The sequence below is a fragment of the Streptomyces sp. NPDC026394 genome, from assembly GCF_055567735.1.
Genome location: NZ_JBVHPX010000002.1, coordinates 60719 through 83306, shown reverse-complemented (window position 1 = coordinate 83306; position 22588 = coordinate 60719). Strand labels below are relative to the sequence as shown.

General features: G+C 72.4%; 24 protein-coding genes and 1 other RNA gene. 13 read left to right on the top strand and 12 right to left on the bottom strand.

The window, feature by feature from the left end:
- Positions 1 to 3 precede the first annotated feature (3 nt).
- Entirely contained in the window at positions 4 to 615 is a 612-nt protein-coding gene (locus ACZ4QV_RS04555) for a response regulator transcription factor (RefSeq protein WP_361143462.1), read from the bottom strand.
- Positions 616 to 717: 102 nt separating this feature from the next.
- Between ACZ4QV_RS04555 and ACZ4QV_RS04550 the strand changes: the two genes are divergently transcribed.
- Positions 718 to 1020, top strand: a complete 303-nt coding sequence (locus tag ACZ4QV_RS04550) for a hypothetical protein (protein ID WP_361143459.1) — start codon at positions 718 to 720, stop codon at positions 1018 to 1020.
- Between the two features lie 100 nt (positions 1021 to 1120).
- On the opposite strand, the gene ACZ4QV_RS04545 is transcribed toward ACZ4QV_RS04550, so the two are convergent.
- Entirely contained in the window at positions 1121 to 2518 is a 1398-nt protein-coding gene (locus ACZ4QV_RS04545) for a condensation domain-containing protein (RefSeq protein ID WP_361143456.1), read from the bottom strand.
- Between the two features lie 123 nt (positions 2519 to 2641).
- Positions 2642 to 4000: a sensor histidine kinase gene (locus tag ACZ4QV_RS04540; RefSeq protein WP_467762570.1), complete on the bottom strand. Its 1359-nt coding sequence runs from the start codon at positions 3998 to 4000 to the stop codon at positions 2642 to 2644.
- A gap of 367 nt (positions 4001 to 4367) precedes the next feature.
- Between ACZ4QV_RS04540 and ACZ4QV_RS04535 the strand changes: the two genes are divergently transcribed.
- From ACZ4QV_RS04535 to ACZ4QV_RS04525, 3 genes are read left to right on the top strand one after another with little or no spacing between them, the layout of a single operon-like run.
- Complete coding sequence (locus ACZ4QV_RS04535; protein ID WP_361616796.1) at positions 4368 to 5234, top strand: MaoC/PaaZ C-terminal domain-containing protein; 867 nt, start codon at positions 4368 to 4370, stop codon at positions 5232 to 5234.
- A gap of 58 nt (positions 5235 to 5292) precedes the next feature.
- Positions 5293 to 6378, top strand: a complete 1086-nt coding sequence (locus ACZ4QV_RS04530) for a Zn-dependent alcohol dehydrogenase (protein ID WP_361586770.1) — start codon at positions 5293 to 5295, stop codon at positions 6376 to 6378.
- A gap of 49 nt (positions 6379 to 6427) precedes the next feature.
- Positions 6428 to 7381 carry a 3-oxoacyl-ACP reductase gene (locus ACZ4QV_RS04525; protein ID WP_361143447.1) on the top strand — a complete coding sequence of 318 codons (954 nt, stop codon included), beginning with the start codon at positions 6428 to 6430 and terminating at the stop codon, positions 7379 to 7381.
- Between the two features lie 126 nt (positions 7382 to 7507).
- On the opposite strand, the gene ACZ4QV_RS04520 is transcribed toward ACZ4QV_RS04525, so the two are convergent.
- Both ACZ4QV_RS04520 and ACZ4QV_RS04515 read right to left on the bottom strand, forming a co-directional pair.
- Positions 7508 to 7672 (bottom strand): hypothetical protein, encoded by a 165-nt coding sequence (locus ACZ4QV_RS04520; RefSeq protein WP_361143444.1) that lies wholly within the window; start codon positions 7670 to 7672, stop codon positions 7508 to 7510.
- 134 nt (positions 7673 to 7806) lie between these two features.
- Positions 7807 to 9183 carry a hypothetical protein gene (locus ACZ4QV_RS04515; protein WP_361586774.1) on the bottom strand — a complete coding sequence of 459 codons (1377 nt, stop codon included), beginning with the start codon at positions 9181 to 9183 and terminating at the stop codon, positions 7807 to 7809.
- 298 nt (positions 9184 to 9481) lie between these two features.
- Here ACZ4QV_RS04515 and ACZ4QV_RS04510 point away from each other — a divergent pair, with 298 nt between their 5' ends.
- From ACZ4QV_RS04510 to ACZ4QV_RS04495, 4 genes are all read left to right on the top strand, one after another.
- Positions 9482 to 10348, top strand: a complete 867-nt coding sequence (locus tag ACZ4QV_RS04510) for a Nif3-like dinuclear metal center hexameric protein (RefSeq protein WP_361143438.1) — start codon at positions 9482 to 9484, stop codon at positions 10346 to 10348.
- The gene (locus ACZ4QV_RS04505) at positions 10345 to 11088 is read left to right on the top strand and encodes a zinc ribbon domain-containing protein (RefSeq protein ID WP_361145198.1); all 744 of its coding nucleotides are present in this window, start codon (positions 10345 to 10347) and stop codon (positions 11086 to 11088) included. Before ACZ4QV_RS04510 ends, ACZ4QV_RS04505 begins: the two co-directional genes overlap by 4 nt.
- A gap of 3 nt (positions 11089 to 11091) precedes the next feature.
- Positions 11092 to 12285, top strand: a complete 1194-nt coding sequence (locus tag ACZ4QV_RS04500) for a bifunctional RNase H/acid phosphatase (RefSeq protein WP_361586778.1) — start codon at positions 11092 to 11094, stop codon at positions 12283 to 12285.
- Positions 12286 to 12680: 395 nt separating this feature from the next.
- Positions 12681 to 14732, top strand: coding sequence for an alkyl/aryl-sulfatase (locus tag ACZ4QV_RS04495; protein WP_361586781.1), 2052 nt, complete (start codon positions 12681 to 12683; stop codon positions 14730 to 14732).
- A 58-nt stretch (positions 14733 to 14790) separates the two neighbouring features.
- Here ACZ4QV_RS04495 and eda read toward each other — a convergent pair whose 3' ends face one another.
- Together eda and yaaA are read right to left on the bottom strand one after the other, a co-directional pair.
- Entirely contained in the window at positions 14791 to 15444 is a 654-nt protein-coding gene (eda, locus tag ACZ4QV_RS04490; RefSeq protein WP_361586784.1) for a bifunctional 4-hydroxy-2-oxoglutarate aldolase/2-dehydro-3-deoxy-phosphogluconate aldolase, read from the bottom strand.
- A 103-nt stretch (positions 15445 to 15547) separates the two neighbouring features.
- Complete coding sequence (gene yaaA, locus ACZ4QV_RS04485) at positions 15548 to 16345, bottom strand: peroxide stress protein YaaA (RefSeq protein WP_361586787.1); 798 nt, start codon at positions 16343 to 16345, stop codon at positions 15548 to 15550.
- Between the two features lie 116 nt (positions 16346 to 16461).
- On the opposite strand from yaaA, the gene ACZ4QV_RS04480 reads away from it, so the two are divergent.
- Entirely contained in the window at positions 16462 to 17925 is a 1464-nt protein-coding gene (locus tag ACZ4QV_RS04480; protein ID WP_361586790.1) for an RNB domain-containing ribonuclease, read from the top strand.
- Here the strand turns inward: ACZ4QV_RS04480 and ACZ4QV_RS04475 are convergent.
- Positions 17912 to 18595 (bottom strand): hypothetical protein, encoded by a 684-nt coding sequence (locus ACZ4QV_RS04475; RefSeq protein WP_361586792.1) that lies wholly within the window; start codon positions 18593 to 18595, stop codon positions 17912 to 17914. The genes ACZ4QV_RS04480 and ACZ4QV_RS04475 overlap by 14 nt on opposite strands.
- Positions 18596 to 18698: 103 nt before the next feature.
- Between ACZ4QV_RS04475 and rnpB the strand changes: the two genes are divergently transcribed.
- An RNA gene (gene rnpB / locus ACZ4QV_RS04470) (RNase P RNA component class A) lies at positions 18699 to 19099 on the top strand.
- Between the two features lie 142 nt (positions 19100 to 19241).
- On the opposite strand, the gene ACZ4QV_RS04465 is transcribed toward rnpB, so the two are convergent.
- On the bottom strand, positions 19242 to 19490 hold the full coding sequence (locus ACZ4QV_RS04465; protein ID WP_361143419.1) for a DUF7848 domain-containing protein: 249 nt from the start codon (positions 19488 to 19490) through the stop codon (positions 19242 to 19244).
- A gap of 348 nt (positions 19491 to 19838) precedes the next feature.
- On the opposite strand from ACZ4QV_RS04465, the gene ACZ4QV_RS04460 reads away from it, so the two are divergent.
- The gene (locus ACZ4QV_RS04460) at positions 19839 to 20690 is read left to right on the top strand and encodes a helix-turn-helix domain-containing protein (protein WP_361586795.1); all 852 of its coding nucleotides are present in this window, start codon (positions 19839 to 19841) and stop codon (positions 20688 to 20690) included.
- Positions 20687 to 20902 (top strand): DUF397 domain-containing protein, encoded by a 216-nt coding sequence (locus ACZ4QV_RS04455; protein ID WP_361586798.1) that lies wholly within the window; start codon positions 20687 to 20689, stop codon positions 20900 to 20902. The genes ACZ4QV_RS04460 and ACZ4QV_RS04455 overlap by 4 nt, the downstream gene beginning before the upstream one ends.
- A gap of 142 nt (positions 20903 to 21044) precedes the next feature.
- Here ACZ4QV_RS04455 and ACZ4QV_RS04450 read toward each other — a convergent pair whose 3' ends face one another.
- Complete coding sequence (locus ACZ4QV_RS04450; protein WP_361143414.1) at positions 21045 to 21353, bottom strand: winged helix-turn-helix domain-containing protein; 309 nt, start codon at positions 21351 to 21353, stop codon at positions 21045 to 21047.
- Positions 21354 to 21767, bottom strand: coding sequence for a hypothetical protein (locus ACZ4QV_RS04445; RefSeq protein ID WP_361586801.1), 414 nt, complete (start codon positions 21765 to 21767; stop codon positions 21354 to 21356).
- Between the two features lie 137 nt (positions 21768 to 21904).
- Between ACZ4QV_RS04445 and ACZ4QV_RS04440 the strand changes: the two genes are divergently transcribed.
- Positions 21905 to 22405, top strand: a complete 501-nt coding sequence (locus ACZ4QV_RS04440; RefSeq protein ID WP_361586804.1) for a peptidylprolyl isomerase — start codon at positions 21905 to 21907, stop codon at positions 22403 to 22405.
- An 87-nt stretch (positions 22406 to 22492) separates the two neighbouring features.
- On the opposite strand, the gene ACZ4QV_RS04435 is transcribed toward ACZ4QV_RS04440, so the two are convergent.
- Positions 22493 to 22570, bottom strand: a complete 78-nt coding sequence (locus tag ACZ4QV_RS04435; RefSeq protein ID WP_370443954.1) for a 50S ribosomal protein bL37 — start codon at positions 22568 to 22570, stop codon at positions 22493 to 22495.
- Positions 22571 to 22588: the final 18 nt, after the last annotated feature.

Sequence of the window (22588 nt, the reverse complement as noted above, 5' to 3'; positions counted from 1 at the left end):
GCGCTACAGCCAGCCGTTCTGGCGGGCGGTGCGCGCCGCCTCCATACGGTTGCGCGTACCGGTCTTGCCGATGGCACCGGAGAGGTAGTTGCGCACCGTCGCCTGCGACAGGTGCAGCTTTCCCGCGATGTCGGCGACGGTCGCCCCGTCCACGGACGCGGTCAGCACGTCGCGCTCACGCGGGGTCAGCGGATTGGGCCCCGCGCTGAGCGCGGCGGCGGCCAGCCCCGGATCGATGACCCGCTCCCCGGCCAGCACCCGCCGGATCGCCGCCGCCAGCTCCTCCACCGGCCCGTCCTTGACGAGGAAACCGGAGGCGCCCGCCTCCATCGCCCGCCGCAGGTACCCGGGCCGGCCGAACGTCGTCACGATCAGCACCTTGCAGGACGGCAGCGCCTCCCGCAGCTCCGCCGCCGCGTCCAGCCCGCTGCGGCCCGGCAGCTCGATGTCCAGCAGCGCGATGTCCGGCCGCGCCTCCAGGGCCGTCCGCACGATCTCGTCCCCGGCCGACACCTGGGCGACGACCTCCATGTCGTCCTCCAGACCGAGCAGCAGCGCGAGCGCGCCCCGCATCATTCCCTGATCCTCGGCCAGCAGGACTCTTACGCAGCTCATGGCACCAGGGTAGAGCGCCGCGACACCATCCGAACGGGTGGTGTGGTGGTCAGGAGGCGAGGTAGCGATAGGGGGAATGCAGTGCGCACCCCGGGAGGAACCTTGAAACGTCTGCGCGCCGCGGTCGGCATCTCGTGCGCCGCTGTGGTCCTGTGCCTGACGTGTCCGACGAGCGCCCAGGCGGCTACCGGCACGCTCACGGTCAACGGCAACGAGAAATTCGTCAATCCGCACGACGGCTCGTGCTTCTCCTGGCCCAAGGCCGGCCTGGACCTCAAGAACCAGACGAATCGCGAAGTGGTCGTGTACCGCGGGACGAACTGCACCGGCACCGTCGGGCAGGTCGTCCCGCCGGGGAAGTCGGCGAAAGCGCCCCGGGGGATCAGTGTGAAGATCCAGCGCTGACCACGCTGCCGCGGTCCCGGTGAGAGCACCTGCGGCCGGCGCCGAGGGCACCCGCGAGAACAGCGCGGGCCCCGGCGCCGGCCGGTACGGGACCGGGACGTCAGACGGGTGTCACGACGTCTTTTCGGGCCACCGAGAGGATGAGTTCCCGCAGCCGCTCGACGTACAGCCGCAGGCTGCCGTACGCGGCGTCGGTGTCCGGGTAGCGGCCGGCGAACTGCAGGCCCTCGTGGAGCCTGGTGATCCACGCGCACACCTGGTCGCCGTACGAGACCCGGATCAGCCCGTACGCCTTGAGGTGCTGCCACTGTTCGGAGCCGGGGACGCCGCGCGCGTCGACGAACGAGACGATCGAGTACAGGTCGGGGGACGTGGGCCGGAAGTCCGAGCCCAGCAGCCGGAGCACCCGGGCGAGGGGGACCCGGGACAGCGACCGGTTCTCGCGTAAGGCGGCACGGACCATCTGCATGGCGGTCTCGAAGTCCGGCGCCTGCCCCACGGGCACCTCGATCGGCGCGCCGCCCACGTACCAGCCCACGGAGTCCGACCACTGGGACTTCGCCCGGGTGTGGAAGGGCACGACGGTGCGGTACACCGGGTGGCCGCCGACGTCGCGGACGATGAGGCCGGTGGCCGCGAGGACGCCGATGAAGCTTCCGCCGTACGGGCGGCAGTACGCCTCGAAGGCGGCCGCCGCCGCGTCGTCCACCAGCATCTCGTGCAGGAACTTCTGCGTGGGCAGCGGGCCGCCGGGGTCGAGGCCGAGGTCCAGCGGGAAGTTCGGCAGTTTCCCGTCGCACTGGGCGATGAACTTCCGCCAGCGGGCGACGATCTCGTGGGTGTCGTCGACCTGGTCGGCGGTGCTGCGTTCGGTCGCACAGAAGTCGACGTAGCTGGCGACGGGCGCCGTGTCGACGGTGCGGCGGTCGAGACCGGCCGCGTAGAGCTCATGGATCTCGGCGGTGATCCGCTGGATGGAGTACGCGTCGACGTTGCTGTGGTCGAACGCCATGTAGACACTCGTACAGTCGTCCCGGACGACCGCGGTGAAGATGAAGTTCGGCCAGCGGAGCGCGTCCGCCGCGGTGTCGAATCGATCCTGCAGATGCTGGGTCAGCGCCGCCGCGTCGGTGAAGTCGCCGACCTCCGTACGGTGCAGCACGACGTCGTCGGCGTCGAGCGTGAACCGCTGCATCTCGTCTCCGGCCCAGCGGAAACCGCTGCGCAGCGTCTCGTGCCGGAGGGTCCAGGTCCGCAGTGCTTCCTGCAGGACGTCGAGGTCGGCTCTCCGCGGTATGTCGAAGGCCGTGCCGAGCCAGGTGGGGACGAACAGCCCGTCCTCGCGTACCGATCGTGCCGTGCGCACGTGGGACTCCTGGATGTACGCGGGCGGACGCGCGTCGTTCGGCAAGCTCATGGCGGCCTCGACGACCGCCGGGTGCAGCGTCCACTCCACGAGGCGTCCGGGCCGGACCTCGCAACGCTGGATGTCGGTCATGCGCACAGGGGTTCTCCGTTCGTAGTCGCGGGAACTCAGCTACAGGTTGTCCCGGACGGGGCGGGAGTTATCCCATGAGAGCGAAGTTGCACCGTGGGGCGGAACTGTGCGGTAAGGAACACGCTAGCGCCCCAGGGGCTCCTCACCGCCCAACGGCACCTCCGCCACCAGCCGGAATCCCCGGCGGCCGTCCGGCCCGGCGTCCAGCGTGCCGCCGGCGGTCGCGAGGCGTTCGGTGAGGCCCTTGAGGCCGGTGCCGCCGGTGGCGGGAGGTGTGGCGGACGGGGTGGGGCCGTGGCCGTCGTCGGTGACGGTGAGGCGGGCCCGGTCGCCGGCGGCGTCGGTACGGACCTCGATCTCGCAGCGGGTCGCGCCGCTGTGCCGCACGGTGTTGGTGACGCCTTCGCGGACGACCCAGCCGAGCAGCGCGCTCGCCTGCGGGGGCAGCGGCGGGCCCGACTCGCGTACGACGGGTTCGATGCCGGCGCCCTCCAGGGCGGACCGGGCGCGGTCCAACTCGGTGCGCAGACTGCCCTCGCGGAAACCGGTGACCGCTTCGCGGATCTCGGTGAGCGCCTGGCGGCCCACCGCCTCGATGTCGGCGGTCTGGGCCAGGGCCGCGTCGAGGTCGCGCGGCGCCAGCCGCCGGACCGCCTCCGCCTTGACCACGATCACCGACAGGGTGTGGCCGAGCAGGTCGTGCAGGTCCCGGGAGAAGCGCAGGCGCTCCTTCTCCACGGCCGTGCGGGCCAGCTCCTGGCGGGTCGCGTCGAGCTGCTTGACGGTGTCGAAGAGGCTCAGGACGGTGGCGGTGACCATGCCGGAGATGAAGGTGCCGTAACCGATGGCGGCGGCCTGCCAGTGGTCGCCGACGAGCCGGCCCGCGATGGTGCCCGCGGAACCGCTGAGGACGAACAGCAGGATGAAGTGGGGCCTGCCGCGGATCGCCCGGACCGCGCCGGAGGCCAGGGACAGGAGCGGGAAGAAGAGCAGCCAGGCGTGGCCGAAGGCGATGGAGATGGTGTAGGTGACGGCGGCCAGGGCGGCGAGCCCGTACACCGGGACGCGGGAGTCGCGGTAGCGGGGGTTGAAGGCCGCGAAGACGACGAAGATGTACAGGGAGTTGAAGGCGAGCAGGCCGAAGCCCGCCAGCCAGGTGTTCTGGGACTTGCCGCTGATGATGTTCGACAGGGCGCCGATGCCCATCAGCAGCCACGGCAGCAAGGTGAAGGCGCGCGGGCCCCTGCCCTTGGCGGAGTCGCCCCCGTCGGCTTCCTGGGCCCCGGCGCCCTGGTGCGGTTCGATGGGCACATCGAGCAGGCCGGACCAGCCCGGCGCGGCCGGCTTGCGCGTACGGCGCCGGCCGAGCCGGCCCCGCCCGCCGCACGCGCTCTGCGCCTCCTGGCCACCCTGGCCGTCCCGCCCCTCCTGGCCGCCCCGCCCGTCCTGGCCGTCCGCTTCGGTCTGCCGGTTCCTGCGCACGTTCCGTACTGCCTCTTCCCTTTTCCGCGCCGCTGTCCGCGCTCTGCCCGCGACGCTACCGACGCCGTCCGCGGCCTCGGCAGGGGTGAATGTACGCGGTCGGCACCGACAAATGTCACAGAGCCGGGCGGGTGGGGGCGTCGCGCTCACCTGACGGGGCGTCAGGGGTTCCGGGCGTCCGCCGGATCGGCTATACATGAGAGCCGTCGGATAGAACGCGTTCTAGAACGGCGGGCCGGGCACCGTGGCCGGCCCCGTACCGCCCGGACCGCCGACGCGACGGCCGACCGCAGGCGACCCCGGCACGGCCGACGGTGCGGACGGCCGGGCCGGGGTCTTCCCACCGTGGTGAAGGAGCAGCCGCCCCATGCCCATCGACGCCGCCAAGGCCACCTCCGCCGAGCCGCGGACCACCGAACTCACCTGGGAGCCGAAGGACGTCCTGCTCTACCACCTCGGCATCGGCGCCGGCGTGCCCGCCACCGACCCCGGCGAGCTGCGCTACACCCTGGAGAGCAAACTCCACGTACTGCCCAGCTTCGCCACGGTGGCGGGCGGTGGCATGGCACTGGCCGGCGGCCTGTCCGCGCCCGGCATCGACGTGGACCTGGCGGCCGTCCTGCACGGCGGCCAGACCGTGACCGTGCACCGGCCCCTGCCCGTACGGGGCCGGGCCGTCCAGACGTCCACCGTGCCCGCCGTGTACGACAAGGGGAAGGCCGCGGTGATCGTGCTGCGCTCCGAGACGGCCGACGACGACGGGCCGCTGTGGACGTGCGACACACAGATCTTCGTCAAGGGGGAGGGCGGCTTCGGCGGGGAGCGGGGGCCGTCCAGCCGGCGGGAGCTTCCCGAGCGCGCGCCGGACCGAACCGTCGAACGGACCGTACGGGAGGACCAGGCCCTCCTCTACCGCCTGTCCGGCGACTGGAACCCCCTGCACGCCGACCCGGAGTTCGCCGCGCTGGCCGGCTTCGACCGGCCCATCCTGCACGGGCTGTGCACCTATGGCATCACGCTGAAGGCGGTGGTGGACGAGGTGCTGGGCGGTGACGTGGCGCGCGTCACCGCGTACACGACCCGGTTCGCCGGGGTGGTCTTCCCCGGCGAGACGCTGCGCGTCCGCATGTGGCGGGAGCCGGGGCGGGTCCTGGTGTCGGTCACGGCGGCCGACCGGGAGGACGCGCCGGTCCTGGCGGACACCGCTGTCGAGACCGGCCCGCCGGGTGTGTAAGGACATGCCTGGCCGTACCTGACCACCCCACTCTGGCCGCCCCGCGAAGGGAGCGCACATGCGCGCAGCGATTCAGCACCAGACAGGGCAGGACAAGCTGGAAGTCGTCGACGACATCGAGGCGGTCGGGTTCGGCCCGGGGAAGGTCCGTATCCGCGTCCGGGCGACCGGGCTGTGCCACTCCGACCTGTCCGCGATGAGCGGGGTACTGCCGCAGCCCGCCCCGTTCGTCCCCGGACACGAGGGCGCGGGTGAGGTCCTGGAGGTGGGCGACGGCGTCGAGGGCCTGTCGGCGGGCGACCGGGTGCTGATGTGCTGGCTGCCCGCCTGCGGTACGTGTCCGTCCTGCAAGCGCGGCCAGACCCACCTGTGCCTGGCCGGGTTCATGAACGCCGGCACCCCCAACTTCCGCCGCCCCGGCGCCGACCCGTCCGACGTCTTCGGCTTCGCGGGCACCGGCACCTTCGCGGAGGAGGTGGTGGTCGCCGGCAACTGCGCCGTACCGATCCCGGACGACGTGCCGTACGAGATCGCGGCGCTGATCGGGTGCGGGGTGACGACCGGGCTGGGCGCCGCGCTGAACACCGCGCGGGTGGAACCCGGCTCGTCGGTCGCCGTCATCGGCTGCGGCGGCGTGGGGATCTCCGCCGTCCAGGGCGCGCGGGTGTGCGGGGCGGCGTCGATCGTCGCGGTGGACCCGGTGGAGACGCGGCGCGAGGCGGCGCTGCGCTTCGGTGCCACGGAAGCGGTCGCCCCGGAGGCGCTGGCCGACGCCGCACAGAGGATCACCGCCGGTGAAGGCTTCGACTACGTCTTCGAGGTCGTCGGCAAGTCCGCCACGGCGCGCACCGCCTACGAGGCGACGCGGCGCGGCGGCACCCTCTGCGTCGTCGGTGCCGGGGCGATGGACGACCACTTCCAGGTCAACATGTTCGAGCTGTTCTTCGACGAGAAGCGCATTCTGCCGTCGCTGTACGGGGGCGGGGACGTGCTGCGCTCCTACGAGCGGGCCATCGCCCTGTGGCGGGCGGGCCGCATCGACCTGGCGGGGCTGATCACCCACCGGGTGCGGCTCGCCGAGATCAACGAGGCACTGGAGCAGATGCGGACCGGCGCCGCGCTCCGTACGTGCATCGAGATGTGATCCGTCCCGGCGCGGGTGGCGCCCCGACGAACGAGAGGAAGCCGAGAACGTGACTGCTCCCACCGAACGGCCGCTCGACGGTCTGACCGCGATCGTCACCGGCGCCGGCCGCGGCCTGGGCCGGGCGGAGGCGCTGGAACTGGCCCGGCTCGGCGCGGCCGTCGTCGTCAACGACTACGGGCAGCCCGGCCGCGACGGCTCCGGCGCCGCGTCGGCGGGCCCGGCCGAGGAGACCGCCGCCGAGATCCGCGCGGCGGGCGGCGATGCCGTCGCGCACGCCGGTGACGTCGCCGACCACGAGACGGCCCGCGACCTGGTCCGGCAGGCCGTGGACCGCTGGGGCAAGCTGGACGTCCTGGTCAACAACGCGGGCATCCTGCGCGACCGGATGGTGTTCTCCATGACGGAGGACGAGTGGGACTCGGTGATCCGCGTCCACCTCAAGGGCCACTTCAACACCACGCACTTCGCCGCCGCGCACTGGCGTGAACGGTCCAAGGCCGCCGGTGAAGCCGTGTACGGGCGGATCGTCAACACCTCGTCCGAGGCGTTCCTCGCGGGCTCGGCGGGGCAGCCCAACTACGCGGCGGCCAAGGGGGGCGTCGTCGGCCTCACCACCTCCTCGGCCCTCGCCCTGGCCAAGTACGGCGTCACCGTCAACGCCATCTGCCCGCGCGCCCGTACCCGGATGACCGAGGACGTCTTCGCCGGGTTCGAGGAGCCGGGCGGCGGAGCGCTCGACGCGCTGTCCCCGGAACACGTCGCGCCCCTCGTCGGCTACCTGGCCTCGCCCGCCGCGGCGCGGGTCAACGGACAGTTGCTGGTGGTGCACGGCGGCATGGTCGCGGTGGTCGAACGGCCCAGGGTGGCGGCGCAGTTCGACACCGCGAAGGAGGCGTTCACGTATGCGGAGCTGGACGGCGTACTGACGCCGTACTACGCGGATCGCCCGCCGAACGAGACGTTCGCGGCGACGGAGGTGCTCGGCCTCAAGCGGAGGTGAGCCCTCCGGTCCCTGCGCGCACCCGACGGCCGTGCCCGCCGTACCCCTGACCGGGCGGTACGGAGGTCACGGCCGTCGGGTGGCACACGGGTCCGGGGCGGGCCCCGGAGGCTCGGACGCGGGGTCTCAGGCGTCCTGCGGCTGCCTGTCCCGGCGGTGCCTGCCGTTCGGGGACGCGTCGGTGTCCTCCGAGGCGGCCGGGCCACGGTGCCGGCCGGCGCCTGCCGCCGCGGCGGCCCGGTCGGCGTCCTGCAGGCGCGCCTGGGTCGTATCGGTTCGGGCTTCGGACATGCGGGAAGTCACTCCGTCAGATCGCTTACGGCGGTACGCGTCGGACCTCTCCCAGTCACCACTGGGAAGTGCCGCGGCGAGATGCCGTCGGCGGCCGGTCGACCGTCGATACTAACGAAGCGAACGATCTTGCTCTACCGGGCTTCCCGGGCCGCCAGCGGCGCCTGTTGCAGCGGCACCGGTCTGCACGGAGAGGGATGCGCGGAGGCGCCGAACGGTTCCTGCGTCCCGGGTTCCGTTTGTGAGGATGATGTGGAGGGAGCGGGTGGCGGCTGCGTACGGACGTGCAGCTCCACGGGAGTTGAGGGGATACGTACCCATCGTGCGGCTCTGACCGGAAAACCGGCGGGCGTCAGGTCACCGGAGGGAGCACCGCAGGGACCACCGGAGGAACGGGGCGCGCCGGGCGGCTCCGCGCGACGCCCGGCGTCGGCGGACAGCACGAGGGGCGCGGCATCCCGGGTCTGCGCCCCGGTGGCCCGGGCCGGCAGCCGGGCCACTCCGCACGGCACCGCCGGTGTCTCGAACGGCAGCCGCAGTTCGCCGTCCGGCGTCCACAGCCCGGTGCCCGCCAGCCATCCGCCCGGCGGCGGCAACTGGCGCAGACGGCGCTCCGCCGGCCGCCAGACGCCCAGCCAGGTCCCGGCGGCCGCGTCCACCCGGAACGCCACCGCGCTGCTCTCCGGCGCCAGTGCCTGCCCCGACTGCACGGCGAACGGCCGGAGCGCCGCGTCCGGCAGCCGCAGGCACTCCGGGAAGCGCACCGGCAGCGCGCTGCCCAGCACGCCCCAGCCCAGCCGGTCGTGCCCCGCCGCGTCCGACCGCAGGATCAGCAGCCCGCTGTCCGGGTCGGCCAGCAGCAGCCGGTCGTTGCTCTCCTCGGTGATCTGGAGCAGCGGACTGACCTCGCCGCCGCGCTCCAGGTCGACCGCCACCGTCTTGGTACGCCCCGCCAGCTCCTGGTCCAGGGCCAGCAGCCGGCCCGTACGGTCCAGCCAGACGCCGCCCGTGCAGCGGCCCTCGATCTCGGCGACGCAGGCGGGGACGGAGCGCGCCCGGCCGGGGACGGTGGACTGCCGGCCGTCGTGCACCAGCCACAGCGCGGTGGAGTGCTCGCCGGGCGCCAGCGCGTAAGCGCGCGAGCCGCACGGCGCGGCGGGCAGCAGCGTCAGCTCCGCCGCCTCGACGGCGCCCAGCGGCAGCTCGCCGGTGCCCGGACCGGTCGGGTACAGCAGGCCGAGCGTGCAGCGGTCCGCGACCCGGCGCCGGATCAGCACCCGGCCGTCCGTGAGGGGCAGCAGCCCGGTGTCCGCCTCCTCGGGCTGGTGGCCGGGCAGGGGGACCGCGTACGGCTCGGGACCCGCCAGCGTCCAGCGCTCGGGGTACCAGCTCCCGGTGCTCTCGTGCCGCGCGAGCCGGGCGGCGTAGGAGCCGTCGGCGGCGATCGTCAGCGCCGCGCCGTGCTGCCGGGTGTCCGGCGCCGCGGCGTCCTCGGTGACACAGGCTGTCATCGAGTGCTCACCTCCAGTCAGTGCGGTCGAAGCTAGTTTTCGCACTCCCAAACGAGCAGAGAAGGTTGCGGCACTTCACGCGAAAGAGTGGCTGATGTCCGGTTCGCCTTGAGGTGTGGGGGGTGGTTGTGCTCTGTGCCGCAGGATGGGGCGCCGGCGGGAGTGGCCACGGCGCCGGACGGCCCCGGTCAACCCGGTGCTCGCCGTACGCCTCGGTGGCCACGGCGCTCCCGGCCCGCCGGACCGCTGCCCGAAGCGGCCCGGCATACCGGTACGGCTGGGAGGTAACCTTCCACCCGTGCCCGTACTGTCTGAAGTCCTTGCCGCGCTCGACGCCCTCTGGCCCCCCGAGCGGGCCGCCTCGTGGGACGCCGTCGGCACCGTCTGCGGTGATCCGGACGCCGAGGTGCGCCGGGTCCTGTTCGCCGTCGACCCCGTGCAGGAGATCGCCGACGAGGCGGTGCGGATCGGCGCCGACCTGCTCGTCACGCACCACCCGCTCTACCTGCGCGGTACGACCACGGTCGCGGCCGGCACCTTCAAGGGCCGCGTCGTGCACACCCTGATCAAGAACGATGTCGCGCTGCACGTCGCGCACACCAACGCCGACACCGCCGACCCCGGCGTCTCCGACGCCCTGGCCGGCGCGCTGGACCTGCGGATCCTGCGTCCGCTGGTGCCGGACGACACCGACCCCCACGGCCGCCGCGGCCTGGGCCGGATCTGCGAGCTGCCGCACCCGATGACGCTCGCGGAGTTCGGCCCGTACGCCGCCGCCCGGCTGCCCGCCACCGCGCAGGGCGTCCGGATCGCCGGTGACCCGGACCGTACGCTCCGCACGGTCGCCGTCTCCGGCGGCTCCGGTGACAGCCTCTTCGACGACGTACGGGCGGCGGGCGTGGACGCGTTCCTCACCGCCGACCTGCGCCACCACCCCGCCTCCGAGGCGACCCAGAAGAGCCCGCTGGCGCTGCTGGACGCCGCCCACTGGGCCACCGAGTGGCCCTGGTGCGAGCAGGCCGCCGCCCAGCTCGACGAGATTTCCGACCGGCACGGCTGGAACCTGCGCACCCATGTGTCGCGCACGGTCACCGACCCCTGGACCGCCCACGCGGCGTCCGACGCCCGCACGACCCCGACGAATACATCAGGAGCCCCCCGCTGAACGCCGCGCCCGCCGACCAGATCCGCCTCCTCGACGTCCAGGCCCTGGACGTGAGGCTCAGCCAGCTCGCGCACAAGCGCAGGAACCTTCCCGAGCTGGCCGAGATCCAGACCCTGGAGGGCGACCTCACCCAGCAGCGCGACCTGCTGGTCGCCGCGCAGACCGAGGAGAGCGACACCACCCGCGAGCAGACCAAGGCGGAGCAGGACGTGGACCAGGTGCGCCAGCGCGCCGCCCGCGACCAGCAGCGCCTGGACTCCGGCGCCATCACCTCGCCCAAGGACCTGGAGAACCTCCAGAAGGAGATCGCCTCCCTCGCCAAGCGCCAGGGTGACCTGGAGGACGTCGTCCTGGAGGTCATGGAGCGCCGCGAGTCCGCCCAGGAGCGCGTCGCCGAGCTGACCGGACGCGTGGAGTCCGTACAGGCCAAGGTCGACGACGCGGCCGGCCGCCGGGACGCCGCCTTCGCCGAGATCGACGCCGAGGCCGACACGGTCCGCAAGGAGCGTGAACTGACCGTCGCCGACATCCCGGCCGACCTGCTCAAGCTCTACGACCGGCTGCGCGAGAAGCAGGGCGGCCTCGGCGCCGCCCGCCTCTACCAGCGCCGCTGCGAGGGCTGCCGCCTGGAGCTGGACATCACCGAGCTGAACGACGTGCGCAGCGCGCCCGCCGACAAGGTCGTGCGCTGCGAGAACTGCAGCCGCATCCTGGTGCGCACGCCCGACTCGGGCCTGTAGGCCGTGGCCCGTACGTTCGTCGTCGAGGCCGACGGCGGGTCCCGGGGCAACCCGGGGCCCGCGGGCTACGGCGCGGTCGTCATCGACCCGGAGACCGGGCAGGCGCTCGCCGAGGCCGCCGAGTACATCGGCACGGCGACCAACAACGTCGCCGAGTACCGGGGGCTGCTGGCCGGTCTGCGCGCCGCGTACGCGCTGGACCCGGAGGCGGACGTCCGGGTGCGGATGGACTCCAAGCTCGTCGTCGAGCAGATGTCCGGGCGCTGGAAGATCAAGCACCCGGACATGCGGCCGCTGGCGGCGGAGGCGCGGAGCGTCTTCCCGCCCTCGCAGGTGACGTACGAGTGGATCCCGCGCGAGGAGAACAAGCACGCCGACCGGCTCGCCAACGAGGCCATGGACGCGGGCAAGGCCGGCCGGCAGTGGGAACCGCGGGACTCCCGGGCCGGACTGGACGCGGGCGGCCCGGCGCGCAGTGCCGCCGCCCGCGCGGCCGACGCGGCGGCGGACGCCGCGGAGACCGAGCCGGCCGACGGGCCGAGGACGCCGCCGGCCGGCTGGGCGCCCGCCGACCTGGGCGCGCCGACCACCCTCGTCCTGCTGCGGCACGGCGAGACCGCGCTGACCCCGCAGAAGCGGTTCTCCGGCAGCGGCGGCTCCGACCCGGAGCTGTCCGAGGCCGGCCACCGGCAGGCCGCGGCGGTCGCCGCCGCGCTCGCGGCCCGGGGCACCGTCCAGGCCGTCGTCAGCTCACCCCTCAAGCGCTGCCGGCAGACGGCCGAGACCGTCGCGGCCCGCCTCGGCCTGGACGTACGCGTCGACGAGGGCCTGCGCGAGACCGACTTCGGCGCCTGGGAGGGCCTGACCTTCGCCGAGGTCCAGGAGCGCCACCCCGAGGACCTGGCCGCCTGGCTCGGCTCCGCCAAGGCGGCACCGACCGGCGGCGAGTCCTTCGCCTCGGTCGCCCGCCGCGTCGCCCTCTCCCGCGACAAGCTGCTGGCCCGGTACGCGGGCCGCACTGTGCTGCTGGTCACGCACGTCACCCCGGTCAAGACGCTGGTACGGCTGGCCCTCGGCGCCCCGCCGGACTCCCTGTTCCGGATGGAGCTCTCCGCCGCGTCCCTGTCGGCGGTCGCGTACTACGCCGACGGGAACGCGTCGGTACGGCTGCTGAACGAGACGGCGCATCTGCGCTGAGGGGCAGGGCGTACGTACGCCCCGGGGGCGCCTGCCCGCCCGTGTGCCCGTGAGGTGCCGGCCCGCCGGCGGGCCCCCGGGGCGCCTCCCCGCCCGTGTGCCCTTGAGGCGTCTCCCCGCCCGTACGCCCCCGAAGGGCCGCGGGCGGGTTTTCCTTGTCACCGGCCGGTTTTTCCCCGAGCCGCTGCCGGCCTGCGGTCCCCTCTTTCCCAGCCCCGAATATCTGGCGTGATACCTGCGCTTTTCTCCGGCGCGGGGCCGGTTCAGGCTGCTGGCTTGATTGGTTCCTTGTAACTCGCACACCGGTTTCCTAGCGTCACTCGCACGTAAACGGCGCCATCGGCGCCTTTCCCTCGCCGCATGCGTGAATTCCGCATGCCTGTACGGAGGTTGGTATGCCCAGCGAGTACACCGGACCCGTCGAGATTTCCCCGTCCGTGGCGGAGGCCAACCGGGCGTCAGCGGAGCGCCTCCGGGAGCGCGGTTCGCGGGACTTCGAGGACGCGCAGCGGGGGTTGCTGGCGGTGCCGGACGTACCGGCGATCCACTCCCGGTCGGACAGCGGCAAGGAGGTGTGGAGCTTCGCCGCGTACGGCTTCCTCGCCGACGGTGGCGAGCAGGCGCCCCCGACGGTCGATCCGAGCCTGTGGCGCCAGGGCATGCTCACCGCGACGGCCGGCCTGTTCCAGGTCGTCTCCGACGCGCGGCGGAGCGTCCACCAGGTGCGCGGCTACGACCTGTCCAACATGACGATCATCGAGGGGGACAGCGGGATCATCGTCATCGACCCGCTGGCCTGCTACGAGACCGCGCAGGCGGCCCTGGCCCTGTACCGCGAGAGCACCGGGAACCGGAACCCGGTCCGCGCGCTGATCTACACCCACAGCCACGTCGACCACTTCGGCGGCGCCCGCGGCCTGTTCGCCGAGCGGAACGACGAGATCCCCGCCGGCCTCCCGGTCATCGCGCCCGACGGGTTCCTGGAGCACGCCGTCAGCGAGAACGTCTACGCGGGCCCGGCGATGCAGCGCCGCGCCGGGTACATGTACGCGGCGGACCTGGACAAGAGCCCGTACGCCCAGGTCGGTTCGGGCCTGGGGCTGACCGTCTCCACCGGCGAGGTCACCCTGCTGCCGCCGACCGACTACATCGGCAGCGCCCAGGCCGTCACCAGCGACGACTGGTCGCCCGCCGACGTCATTCCGTGGCGGGCGGGGCTGCACCGCCGGGTCATCGACGGCGTACGGCTGCTCTTCCAGCTCACGCCCGGCACCGAGGCGCCCGCGGAGATGAACATCTACCTCCCCGAACTGCGGACCCTGTGCATGGCCGAGAACGCCACCCACAACCTGCACAACATCCTCAGCCTGCGCGGCGCCCAGGTACGGGACGCGCACGCCTGGGCCACCTACCTCACCGAAGCGATCCAGACCTTCGGCGAGCACACCGAAGTGGAATTCGCCTCGCACCACTGGCCGCGCTGGGGCAAGGAAAGCATTCTTGAATTCCTCAGCAATCAGCGGGACATGTACGCGTACCTCAACGACCAGACGCTGCGGCTCATCAACCGCGGATACACGGGCATCGAGATCGCCGAGGAACTCCAGCACCTCCCGGCCGGTCTCGCCGAGCACTGGTACAACCAGGGCTACTACGGTTCGCTCAGCCACAACTTCAAGGCCGTGTACCAGCGGTACATGGGCTGGTTCGACGGAAATCCCGCCCACCTGTGGAACCTGCCGCCGACAGCGGCCGGTACGCGGTACGTGGCGGCGATGGGCGGCGCCGAGGCCGTCGTGCAGAAGGCGCAGGAGGCGTACGACGGGCACGAGGGTGACCAGGACGCGTACCGCTGGGTCGTGGAACTGCTCAACCACGTCATCTTCGCCGACCCCGCCACCGTCTCCGAGAAGGCGGTCCGGGACGCCAAGGCGCTCCAGATCAAAACCTTCGCACAGCTCGGCTACGGCGCGGAGAACGGACCGTGGCGCAACTTCTACCTGACCGGCGCCGAGGAACTGCGGTCCGGCCCGCCGCGGCCCACCGGCCAGGGCGCCCCCGACCTGGTCCGCAGCATGACCCTGGAGCAGGTCTTCGCGGCGATGGCCCGCAGCGTGGACGGGCCGAGGGCGGCGCAGGAGCAGCGCGCCGCGATCGTCCTCCAGTGGCAGTTCACCGACACCGGCCAGGAGTGCACCACCACACTGCGCAACGGCGTGCTGGTGTACGTGGACGGCAAGGACCTGTACGCGGGCAAGCCGCAGGCCACCATCACCCTGACCAGGTCGGCCTTCGACTCGCTCATCCTCGAAGGCCCGCTGTTCCAGCGGAACTTCGACGCGGCGGTCAAGGCGGGCGGTGTCCGCGTCGACGACCAGCCGGCGGCGGACACCGTCTTCGGCTACCTGACGGTACCGGACCCGTCGTTCCCGATCGTCACGCCGTAGCACCCGCCGGGCCGTAGCATCCGCCCGGCCGTAGCGCCCGCCCGGCTGCGGCGCTGCCTCAGCGCAGCGCCGCGGCCTCGCGGGCCAGTTGCTCCACCCGGCCCCAGTCCTTGGCGCGCAGCGCGTCCGTCGGCAGCATCCAGGTGCCGCCCACGCAGCCCACGTTCGGCAGCGCCAGGTACTCGGGCGCCGAAGCCAGGCCGATTCCGCCGGTCGGGCAGAAGCGGGCGCGGGGGAGCGGCGAGGCGAGCGACTTCAGGTACGCCGTGCCGCCCGCGGCCGCCGCCGGGAAGAACTTCATCTCGGTCACGCCCTCGTCGAGCAGCGTCACCACCTCCGACGCCGTCGAGACGCCCGGCAGGAACGGCAGGCCGCCGGCCTTCATCGCGGCCAGCAGGCGCGGCGACCACCCCGGGCTCACCAGGAAGCGGGAGCCCGCCGTGACCGCCGTGTCCACGTGCTCGGGGGTCAGCACCGTACCGGCGCCGACGACCGCTTCCGGGACCGCGTCGGCGATGGCCCGTATCGCCTGCGGGGCGGCCGCCGTACGCAGCGTCACCTCGATGGCGGGCAGCCCGCCCGCCACGAGCGCGCGGGCGAGCGGGACGGCGTCGGCCGCGTCGTCGAGGACCACGACCGGGATCACGGGGGCGAGGCCCAGCACGGAGGACGGGGCGGCGGGGGAGGGGGCAGCGTCAGTCACGGTGCCCATAGTGCGCTCGCCCCGCATCATCCGCAACGCTCATTGCGGATGTTGCAACGCCGCCCTGGAAGTGGGCGAGTGGGTCCGTGCCTGCCGCCTCGCCTCCCGTCCTCTACAGCTCCTTCACCACCACATCGATCGCCCACGCCTTGCCCGCCTTCTCCGGCGCCCCGGCCTCCACCACGTACCCGAGATCGCCCAGCGCCTCGACCAGCTCCGCCGGGCTGTCCGGCGTCCGCCCCTCGGTCAGCAGGTCACGGACCAGCCGCCCCTTCGTCGCCTTGTTGAAATGGCTGACCACGGACCGCTTCTCCACCCCGCCCACGATCTTCGACTGAAGCACCCGCACCGTCGCCGTACGGCCCGCGACCTCGCCCTTCGGCTTCCAGGCCGTCGCGTAAGCCGCCGACCGCAGGTCGAGGACCAGCCCGTCCCCGGCGGCCTCGGGCAGCACCTCGGCCATCGGCGCCCGCCAGTACGCGCCCAGCGCGCCCAGGCCCGGCAGCTTGACCCCCATCGAACAGCGGTACGGCGGAATCCGGTCGCCCACCCGCACCGCGCCCCACAGCCCTGAGAACACCAGCAGCGACGACTCGGCCAGCCGCCGCGCCCCGGCGTCCAGCGTGGCGAGCCCCAGCGCGTCGTACAGCACGCCCGTGTAGATCTCCCCGGCCGGCCGCGTCCCGGCCTCGCGCAGCGCCGCGTTCTTGGCGACCTCGCCCTTGAGGCCGTCGCTCAGCCCCAGGACCTCCTGAGCCTTCGTCTCGTCCGCCGCGCACAGCCCGACCAGCTCTTCGAGGACCGCCTCCCGCGCCGGGCCCAGCCCGGGCAGCGACAGCGCCCCCAGGTCCAACGGCTTCCCGCCCCCGGACGCGGCCTTCCCTTCGGACGGCGGCAACAACACGAGCACGCGCTTCTCCTTAGCCTTCTGTGCACTGGCTCCGCCACTTTACGTTCGGGGCGGGGCCGGCTCCCCCTCCCGACCCTGACGTGCCCCCGCCCCCCAACCGCCCTACGCTCAAGAGCATGCCCCGCCGCCACCTCCGCGTGACCGCAGCAGCAGAGGCGCCCGTGCGTGCCGCGCTGCGGGAACTGCGGGCGCGGCTGGACATCCCCCAGACGTTCCCGCCCTCCGCGCAGGCCGAGGCGGACAGTGCCGCGCGCTGGCCGCACCCGCCCGCCGACACCGCAGCCACCGACGCGACCGACATCCCGCTGTTCACCGTCGACCCGCCCGGCTCGATGGACCTCGACCAGGCGATGCACCTGTCCCGGCGCCCCGGCGGCGGCTACCGCGTCGACTACGCCATCGCCGACGTGGCCTCCTTCGTCACCCCCGGCGGCGCGCTGGACGCCGAGGCGCACCGCCGCGTGACGACCCTGTACTTCCCCGACGGTCACGTCCCACTGCATCCGCCCGTCCTCGGCGAGGGCGCCGCCAGCCTGCTCCCCGACGAGGACCGCCCCGCCGTCCTGTGGCGGCTCGACCTGGACGCGGACGGCGCGCTGCGCTCGACGGACGTACGCCGGGCCCTCGTCCGCTCGCGGGCCCGGCTGGACTACGAAGGCGTACAGCGCGCCATCGACTCCGGCGCCGCCGAGGAGCCGCTGTCCCTCCTCCGCACGATCGGCCGCCTCCGGGAGGAGCAGGAGGTCGCCCGCGGCGGCATCTCCCTCAACGTCCCCGAGCAGGAGATCGTCGAGCACCCGGACGGCTACACCCTCGCCTACCGCGCACCGCGCCCCGCCGACGCCTGGAACGCCCAGATCTCCCTGCTCACCGGCATGGCCGCGGCCGAGCTGATGCTCGCTTCCGGCACCGGCGTCCTGCGGACGCTGCCCACCGCCCCGGACGGTGCCGTCGCCCGCCTGCGCCGTACCGCCCACGCCCTCGGCGTCGACTGGCCGCTCCACACCTCGTACGCCGCCCTCATCCGCACCCTCGACCCCACCCGCACCACCCACGCCGCCTTCCTCCAGGACTGCACGGCCCTGCTGCGCGGCGCCGGCTACACCGTCTTCGACGGCGCCCCGCCGCCCTCGGAACACGCCCGGCACGCCGCCGTCGCCGCCCCGTACGCGCACGTCACCGCGCCGCTGCGGCGCCTCGCCGACCGCTACGGCGCCGAACTCTGCCTGGCCGCGGCGGCCGGCAGGCAACCGCCGGACTGGGTCCGTACCGCACTGCCGGCCCTGCCCGGCGCGATGACGGAAGGCGGCCGCCGGGCCGCCCGGGTCGAGCGGGAGTGCGTCGACCTCGTCGAGGCGGCCCTCATGCGGGACCGGCTGGGCGAGATCTTCGACGGCTATGTGGTCGACGTCCAGGACGAGCGGCCCGACCGGGGCACGGTGCACCTGGACGACCCGGCGGTGATCGGCCGCGTCGACGGCGGCGAGCGGCTGCCGGAACTGCCGCTGGGCCGACGCCTGCGCGTCCGCCTCACCGAAGCCGACCCGGGCCGGGCCCCGGTCCGCTTCACACCGGCGTGATCACGCCCCGGTCCCCGTCGTCCTCACCGTCCCGCTCCCGCTCGTCGGCCCGCCGGGCCAGCGCCTCCCGCACGGCGGCGACCGCGGCCCGGCCCTCGTCCGCGTGGAACCGGACGGTACGGACCTCCACCCGCTGCCCCAGCAGCTTCACGGCGGTGACCGGTCCGGTCAGCTCGACCGTCACGCAGGTCTGCGACGCCACCGCCACCTCCAGCACCTCGTCCCGCTCCCGCGCCTGCCGCCCGGCCGTCTCCGTCTTCGGGAAGCGCAGGTCGTAGCGGACGGACGCGATCCGCTCCAGCGGTATCCACACGTCCAGCAGCGCGCCGTTGCGGACGCGCAGCCCGTCGGGCCCCACGACGTGCGGCCGGGTCACGGCGGCGGCCTGGAGGCCCAGCACCACGGCCAGGGTGTAGCCGTCCAGCACCAGCATGACCCAGTGCAGGACCGGAAGCTTCGCGAGCAGAACCGTGGCGCCGACCGTCTCCACCACGCACACGAACAGCAACCCGTACCACATCGGCGCCTGCGCCCGCGCGTACCCGAGCGCACGCTCCCCGGCCCCCACACCGTCCCGCCGCCGCGCCACCCACAGCCCCAGACTGGCCATCCACCGCTTCTCGTACGCCAGTAACCGTTGCCCGACGCCTCCACCGCGTCCCTCGCTCACGTAACGCCCCCTCCCGATACGTTCCTGCACCCAGTAAAAACGTTGCCGCTACGACAAGGTCAAGCCCCGGTCGGCCGGGAGGTACCATGGTCCGCACGGCGGACGAGCCGGCCGGACGGCCGCGTGGGGATGCACCGCATCCTCCCGAGGAACGTCCGGGCTCCACAGGGCAGGGTGGTGGGTAACGCCCACCCGGGGTGACCCGCGGGACAGTGCCACAGAAAGCAGACCGCCGGTGCCGTAAGGCGCCGGTAAGGGTGAAACGGTGGTGTAAGAGACCACCAGCCTCCGAGGTGACTCGGAGGGCTAGGTAAACCCCACCCGGAGCAAGGTCAAGAGGAAACACCCCGGTGTTTCTGCGCGGACGACCGAGGGCGGCCCGCCCGAGTCCGCGGGTAGACCGCACGAGGCTGCCGGCAACGGCAGCCCTAGATGGATGGCCGTCTCCCGACGGGCCGCAAGGCCTTTCGGTGACAAAACCCGGCGTACAGGCCGACTCGTCCGCCGCCCAGCCGTGAAAAGGCCCCTCCGACCCGGCAGAACGCCGGGCCGGAGGGGCTTTCGGCTCTCAGGCAATGGGCCCTTGCGGCAGGGGACGGGGTCTCGGCGGCTCAGCGTCGGGTTGCCGACGCCCCGCCGTTCTCGCTCACGGCTGCCTCCTGGCGGGCTTGGTGAAGACGTTGACCGGTTCTTCCGTGCGCTTCACGAACTTCTTGTGCTCGTACTCGTCCGCGTGGGCGCGAATCCACACGTCCAGATGCAGGGCGGTGTCCCAGGAGTTCGAACGGGCGCCGCACGGACTGTCCTTGACGGACGTGACGCACTCGGCGACGTGCCTCCGGATGCCGGTGATCTGGATTTCCTTGCGGGTCGGTACGGGGGTGGGAGACGTCATGTGCGTGCCTTCGGATCGGGGGACGTCGGGGGCTGCGTCACTGCCGCCACCGGTACGCAACAGGAGCATGCCGTCGCGTCCGCGCGAGCGCATGAGCCGGGTGAGGTTTTCCCGGTGGGGGGTGGGGTCGGGGTCGATCACTTGTGGTCACCGTTCCTGGGGGCTGTGATTTCGGCGGCCTTCGGGCGTTCCGCAGCGAGGAGGTACAGCCGGACAAGCGGGCCGTCATTGTGGAGTACCGGGGGCTGGTGGGTGTGGTTTTGGGGCAAGTTCATCCCTCTCCGTAGTCGCACCACTACCGAGGGGACCAGGCTGGCCTACAGTCGCCCTGTCTTCAACGTTCGGGAAATGGGGAGAACATTGGTAAACCTGAAGCAGTTGAACCCTGACGCGTCTCCCCAAGCGGCCTACGGTGCGCGTTTGCGCAGCGCGCGGGAGAGGCGCGGGTGGAAGCAGGACGAGTTGGCGGAGCGGATGGGGTATTCGGGGAGGCATGTTTCGGCGGTCGAAACATGCTGCAAACCACCAACTCTGCGCTTTTCGCGCGCCTTGGACGCCATTCTTGGACTCGCGGGGACCGCAGAGTCGTTCGAGCGCGCGTGGGCGGAGATCCGGAACGGCAGCTTGCTGGAAGGCTTCCCGGAGTACCTGGGACAGGAATCCCGCGCGGCCGAGATCCGACTGTTCGAAGTAGGGGTGGTCCCTGGACTGCTTCAGACGCCGGAGTACGCGAGAGCCTTGGAAGACGGCAACGTGCGGCGTGGCACGCTCAGCCCCGAACAAGCCTGTGAGCGAGTCGAGTCCCTGGCGGAGCGGCAAGCGTCTCTGGTGCGGCGTGTGGTCCCCGTGGTGATCGTGGTCTTGGACGAGAGCTGCATTCGGCGGCCGATCGGTGGCCCCGCCGTCATGGACGCCCAGTTGGCCCGACTGGTCGAGTTCGCTGACGAGCCGACCACCACTCTTCAGGTGGCTCCCTACGCCATAGGTGAGCGTCGCCCGTTCAACCGCTCGGTGAACCTTCTGACTTTGCCTGATCGCTCCGTGATTTCCTACGTCGAGTCCGAGACGCACGGTCGTTTGGACAGGGAACTGACGTCCGTGCTGCCGCTGGTGAGGGCCTACCATCAGCTACAAACCGAAGCGCTCTCTCAGGCAGAATCAGTGGCCATGATCCAACAGATTCGAAAGGGCACCTTGTGACGACCGACTCCCGCCCCCTCATCTGGCGCAAGTCTTCCTACAGTGGCAACGGCGGTACCTGTGTCGAGTGGGCTCCGGCACAGGCCACGACCACCGGCATAGTCCCCGTCCGTGATTCCAAGGACCCGAGCGGCCCCGCCCTCTCCGTCCCTTCCCGTTCGTTCGTGGAGTTCATCGCGGGCGTCAAGGGTGGCGCGTTCTCCGCCACGTGATGTGGTGCTGTCGCCCCACCCGGTCATGATCCCCGCCAATCCCTCGCCGGAGCGGCGGGGCTTCATGCCCTACGAAAGGGCGCCGCGACTGCGTCGGAACCCGTACGTGCTCACGCCTCGGCCTGCTGGGCCGTGAGGCCTGTCAGGCGTCGTCTTCCTGGACCACGCGCCGTAGGTGGGTCAGGTACTCCTCGAAACGTGCGCGGCCCGTGTCCGACAGGCGTACGTAGGTCCGTACGCGGCGGTTCTCGCGGGCCTTGGCCACCTGCACGATGTCTTCGTCCTCCAGAATGCGGAGCTGGCGCGAGAGTTCGGGGGCTGTCAGCCCCAGGGCCTCTTGCAGGTCGGCGAAGGCGACGTTGTGCACGTGGCGCAGTGATCCGAGGATCGCCAGGCGCAGGGGGGAGTGCAGGACCGTCGACAGGTAGTCCCTCGGCTGCCGCTCGCCCACCTAGCGCCTCCAGCGCAGGACGAGGAAGGCGAGCAGCGCCACGCTCGGCAGGAGGGCGGCGGCCAGGGCGGCGGGCCAGTCCAGCGGGGCGTTCCACAGGATCTGGCTGCCGGGCAGACCGAGCCCGCACGCCGCGGCGACGCCGGCCGCCGTCTCCACCCAGGTGTGCGGTCGTCGGCGGGCTCTGTCGGTGTGGAAGCCCCGCCAGCCCACGATGATCGCGAGGGCCACCGCGAGCACCGCGACGCCGCCCCACGTCGGGAGGCCACGGTGTGCGGCGAGGGCGAGGAGCGCGTACACGCCGCCGGCCGAGACCGGGCCCCAGTACCGCTCGGACACCGATGCGCCGCGGGCCAGGGCGGGGGCGCCGTCCACGGCCTTGAGCCGGGCGGCGGGGCCGAGCTGGGTGGGCACGGGTCCCTCCGGGGCCGGGGAGCGCTTCGTTGTCAGGGTTGCAAGTGGTTACGGGTTTCGCAACTGTGGAGGAGTGGCGGCGGGCTGCGTCGACCTGCGGGAACGAGGGGCGGCCGGGAAGTGGAAGGATGGCGTCTATGAGTTCCAACGTATTTTTCGACATCACCATCAACGGCGACAAGGCCGGCCGCATCGTCTTCAAGCTGTACGACGACGTGGTGCCCAAGACCGCGCGCAACTTCCGTGAGCTGGCCACCGGCGAGCACGGCTTCGGTTACGCGGGTTCGCCCTTCCACCGGGTCATCCCGGAGTTCATGCTCCAGGGTGGCGACTTCACCCGCCGTAACGGCACGGGCGGCAAGAGCATCTACGGCGACCGCTTCGAGGACGAGAACTTCCAGCTCAAGCACGACCGTCCGTTCCTGCTGTCCATGGCGAACGCCGGCAAGAACACCAACGGCTCGCAGTTCTTCATCACGACCGTGGCCACCCCGTGGCTGGACGGCGCGCACGTGGTCTTCGGCGAGGTCGTCGAGGGCTCGGACCTGGTCAAGAAGATCGAGGGCCTGGGCTCCCGCTCCGGTGCCACCTCCGCGACGATCGAGGTGGCGGCTTCGGGTGTGGTGGACGCCGCGTAACGGGTACGCAGCGCCCTGAGACAGCGAAGACCCCCGGGACGGTGTCCCGGGGGTCTTCGCATGTCCGGAGTCCGGCGGTCGGGCCGCTCAGGACTGGGGACGGCTGCCGTGGTTGGCGCCGTTCTTCCGGCGCGCCTTCTTCTTACGGCGTCGCTTCGACGACATGGCGTCTCCTCTCCGCAG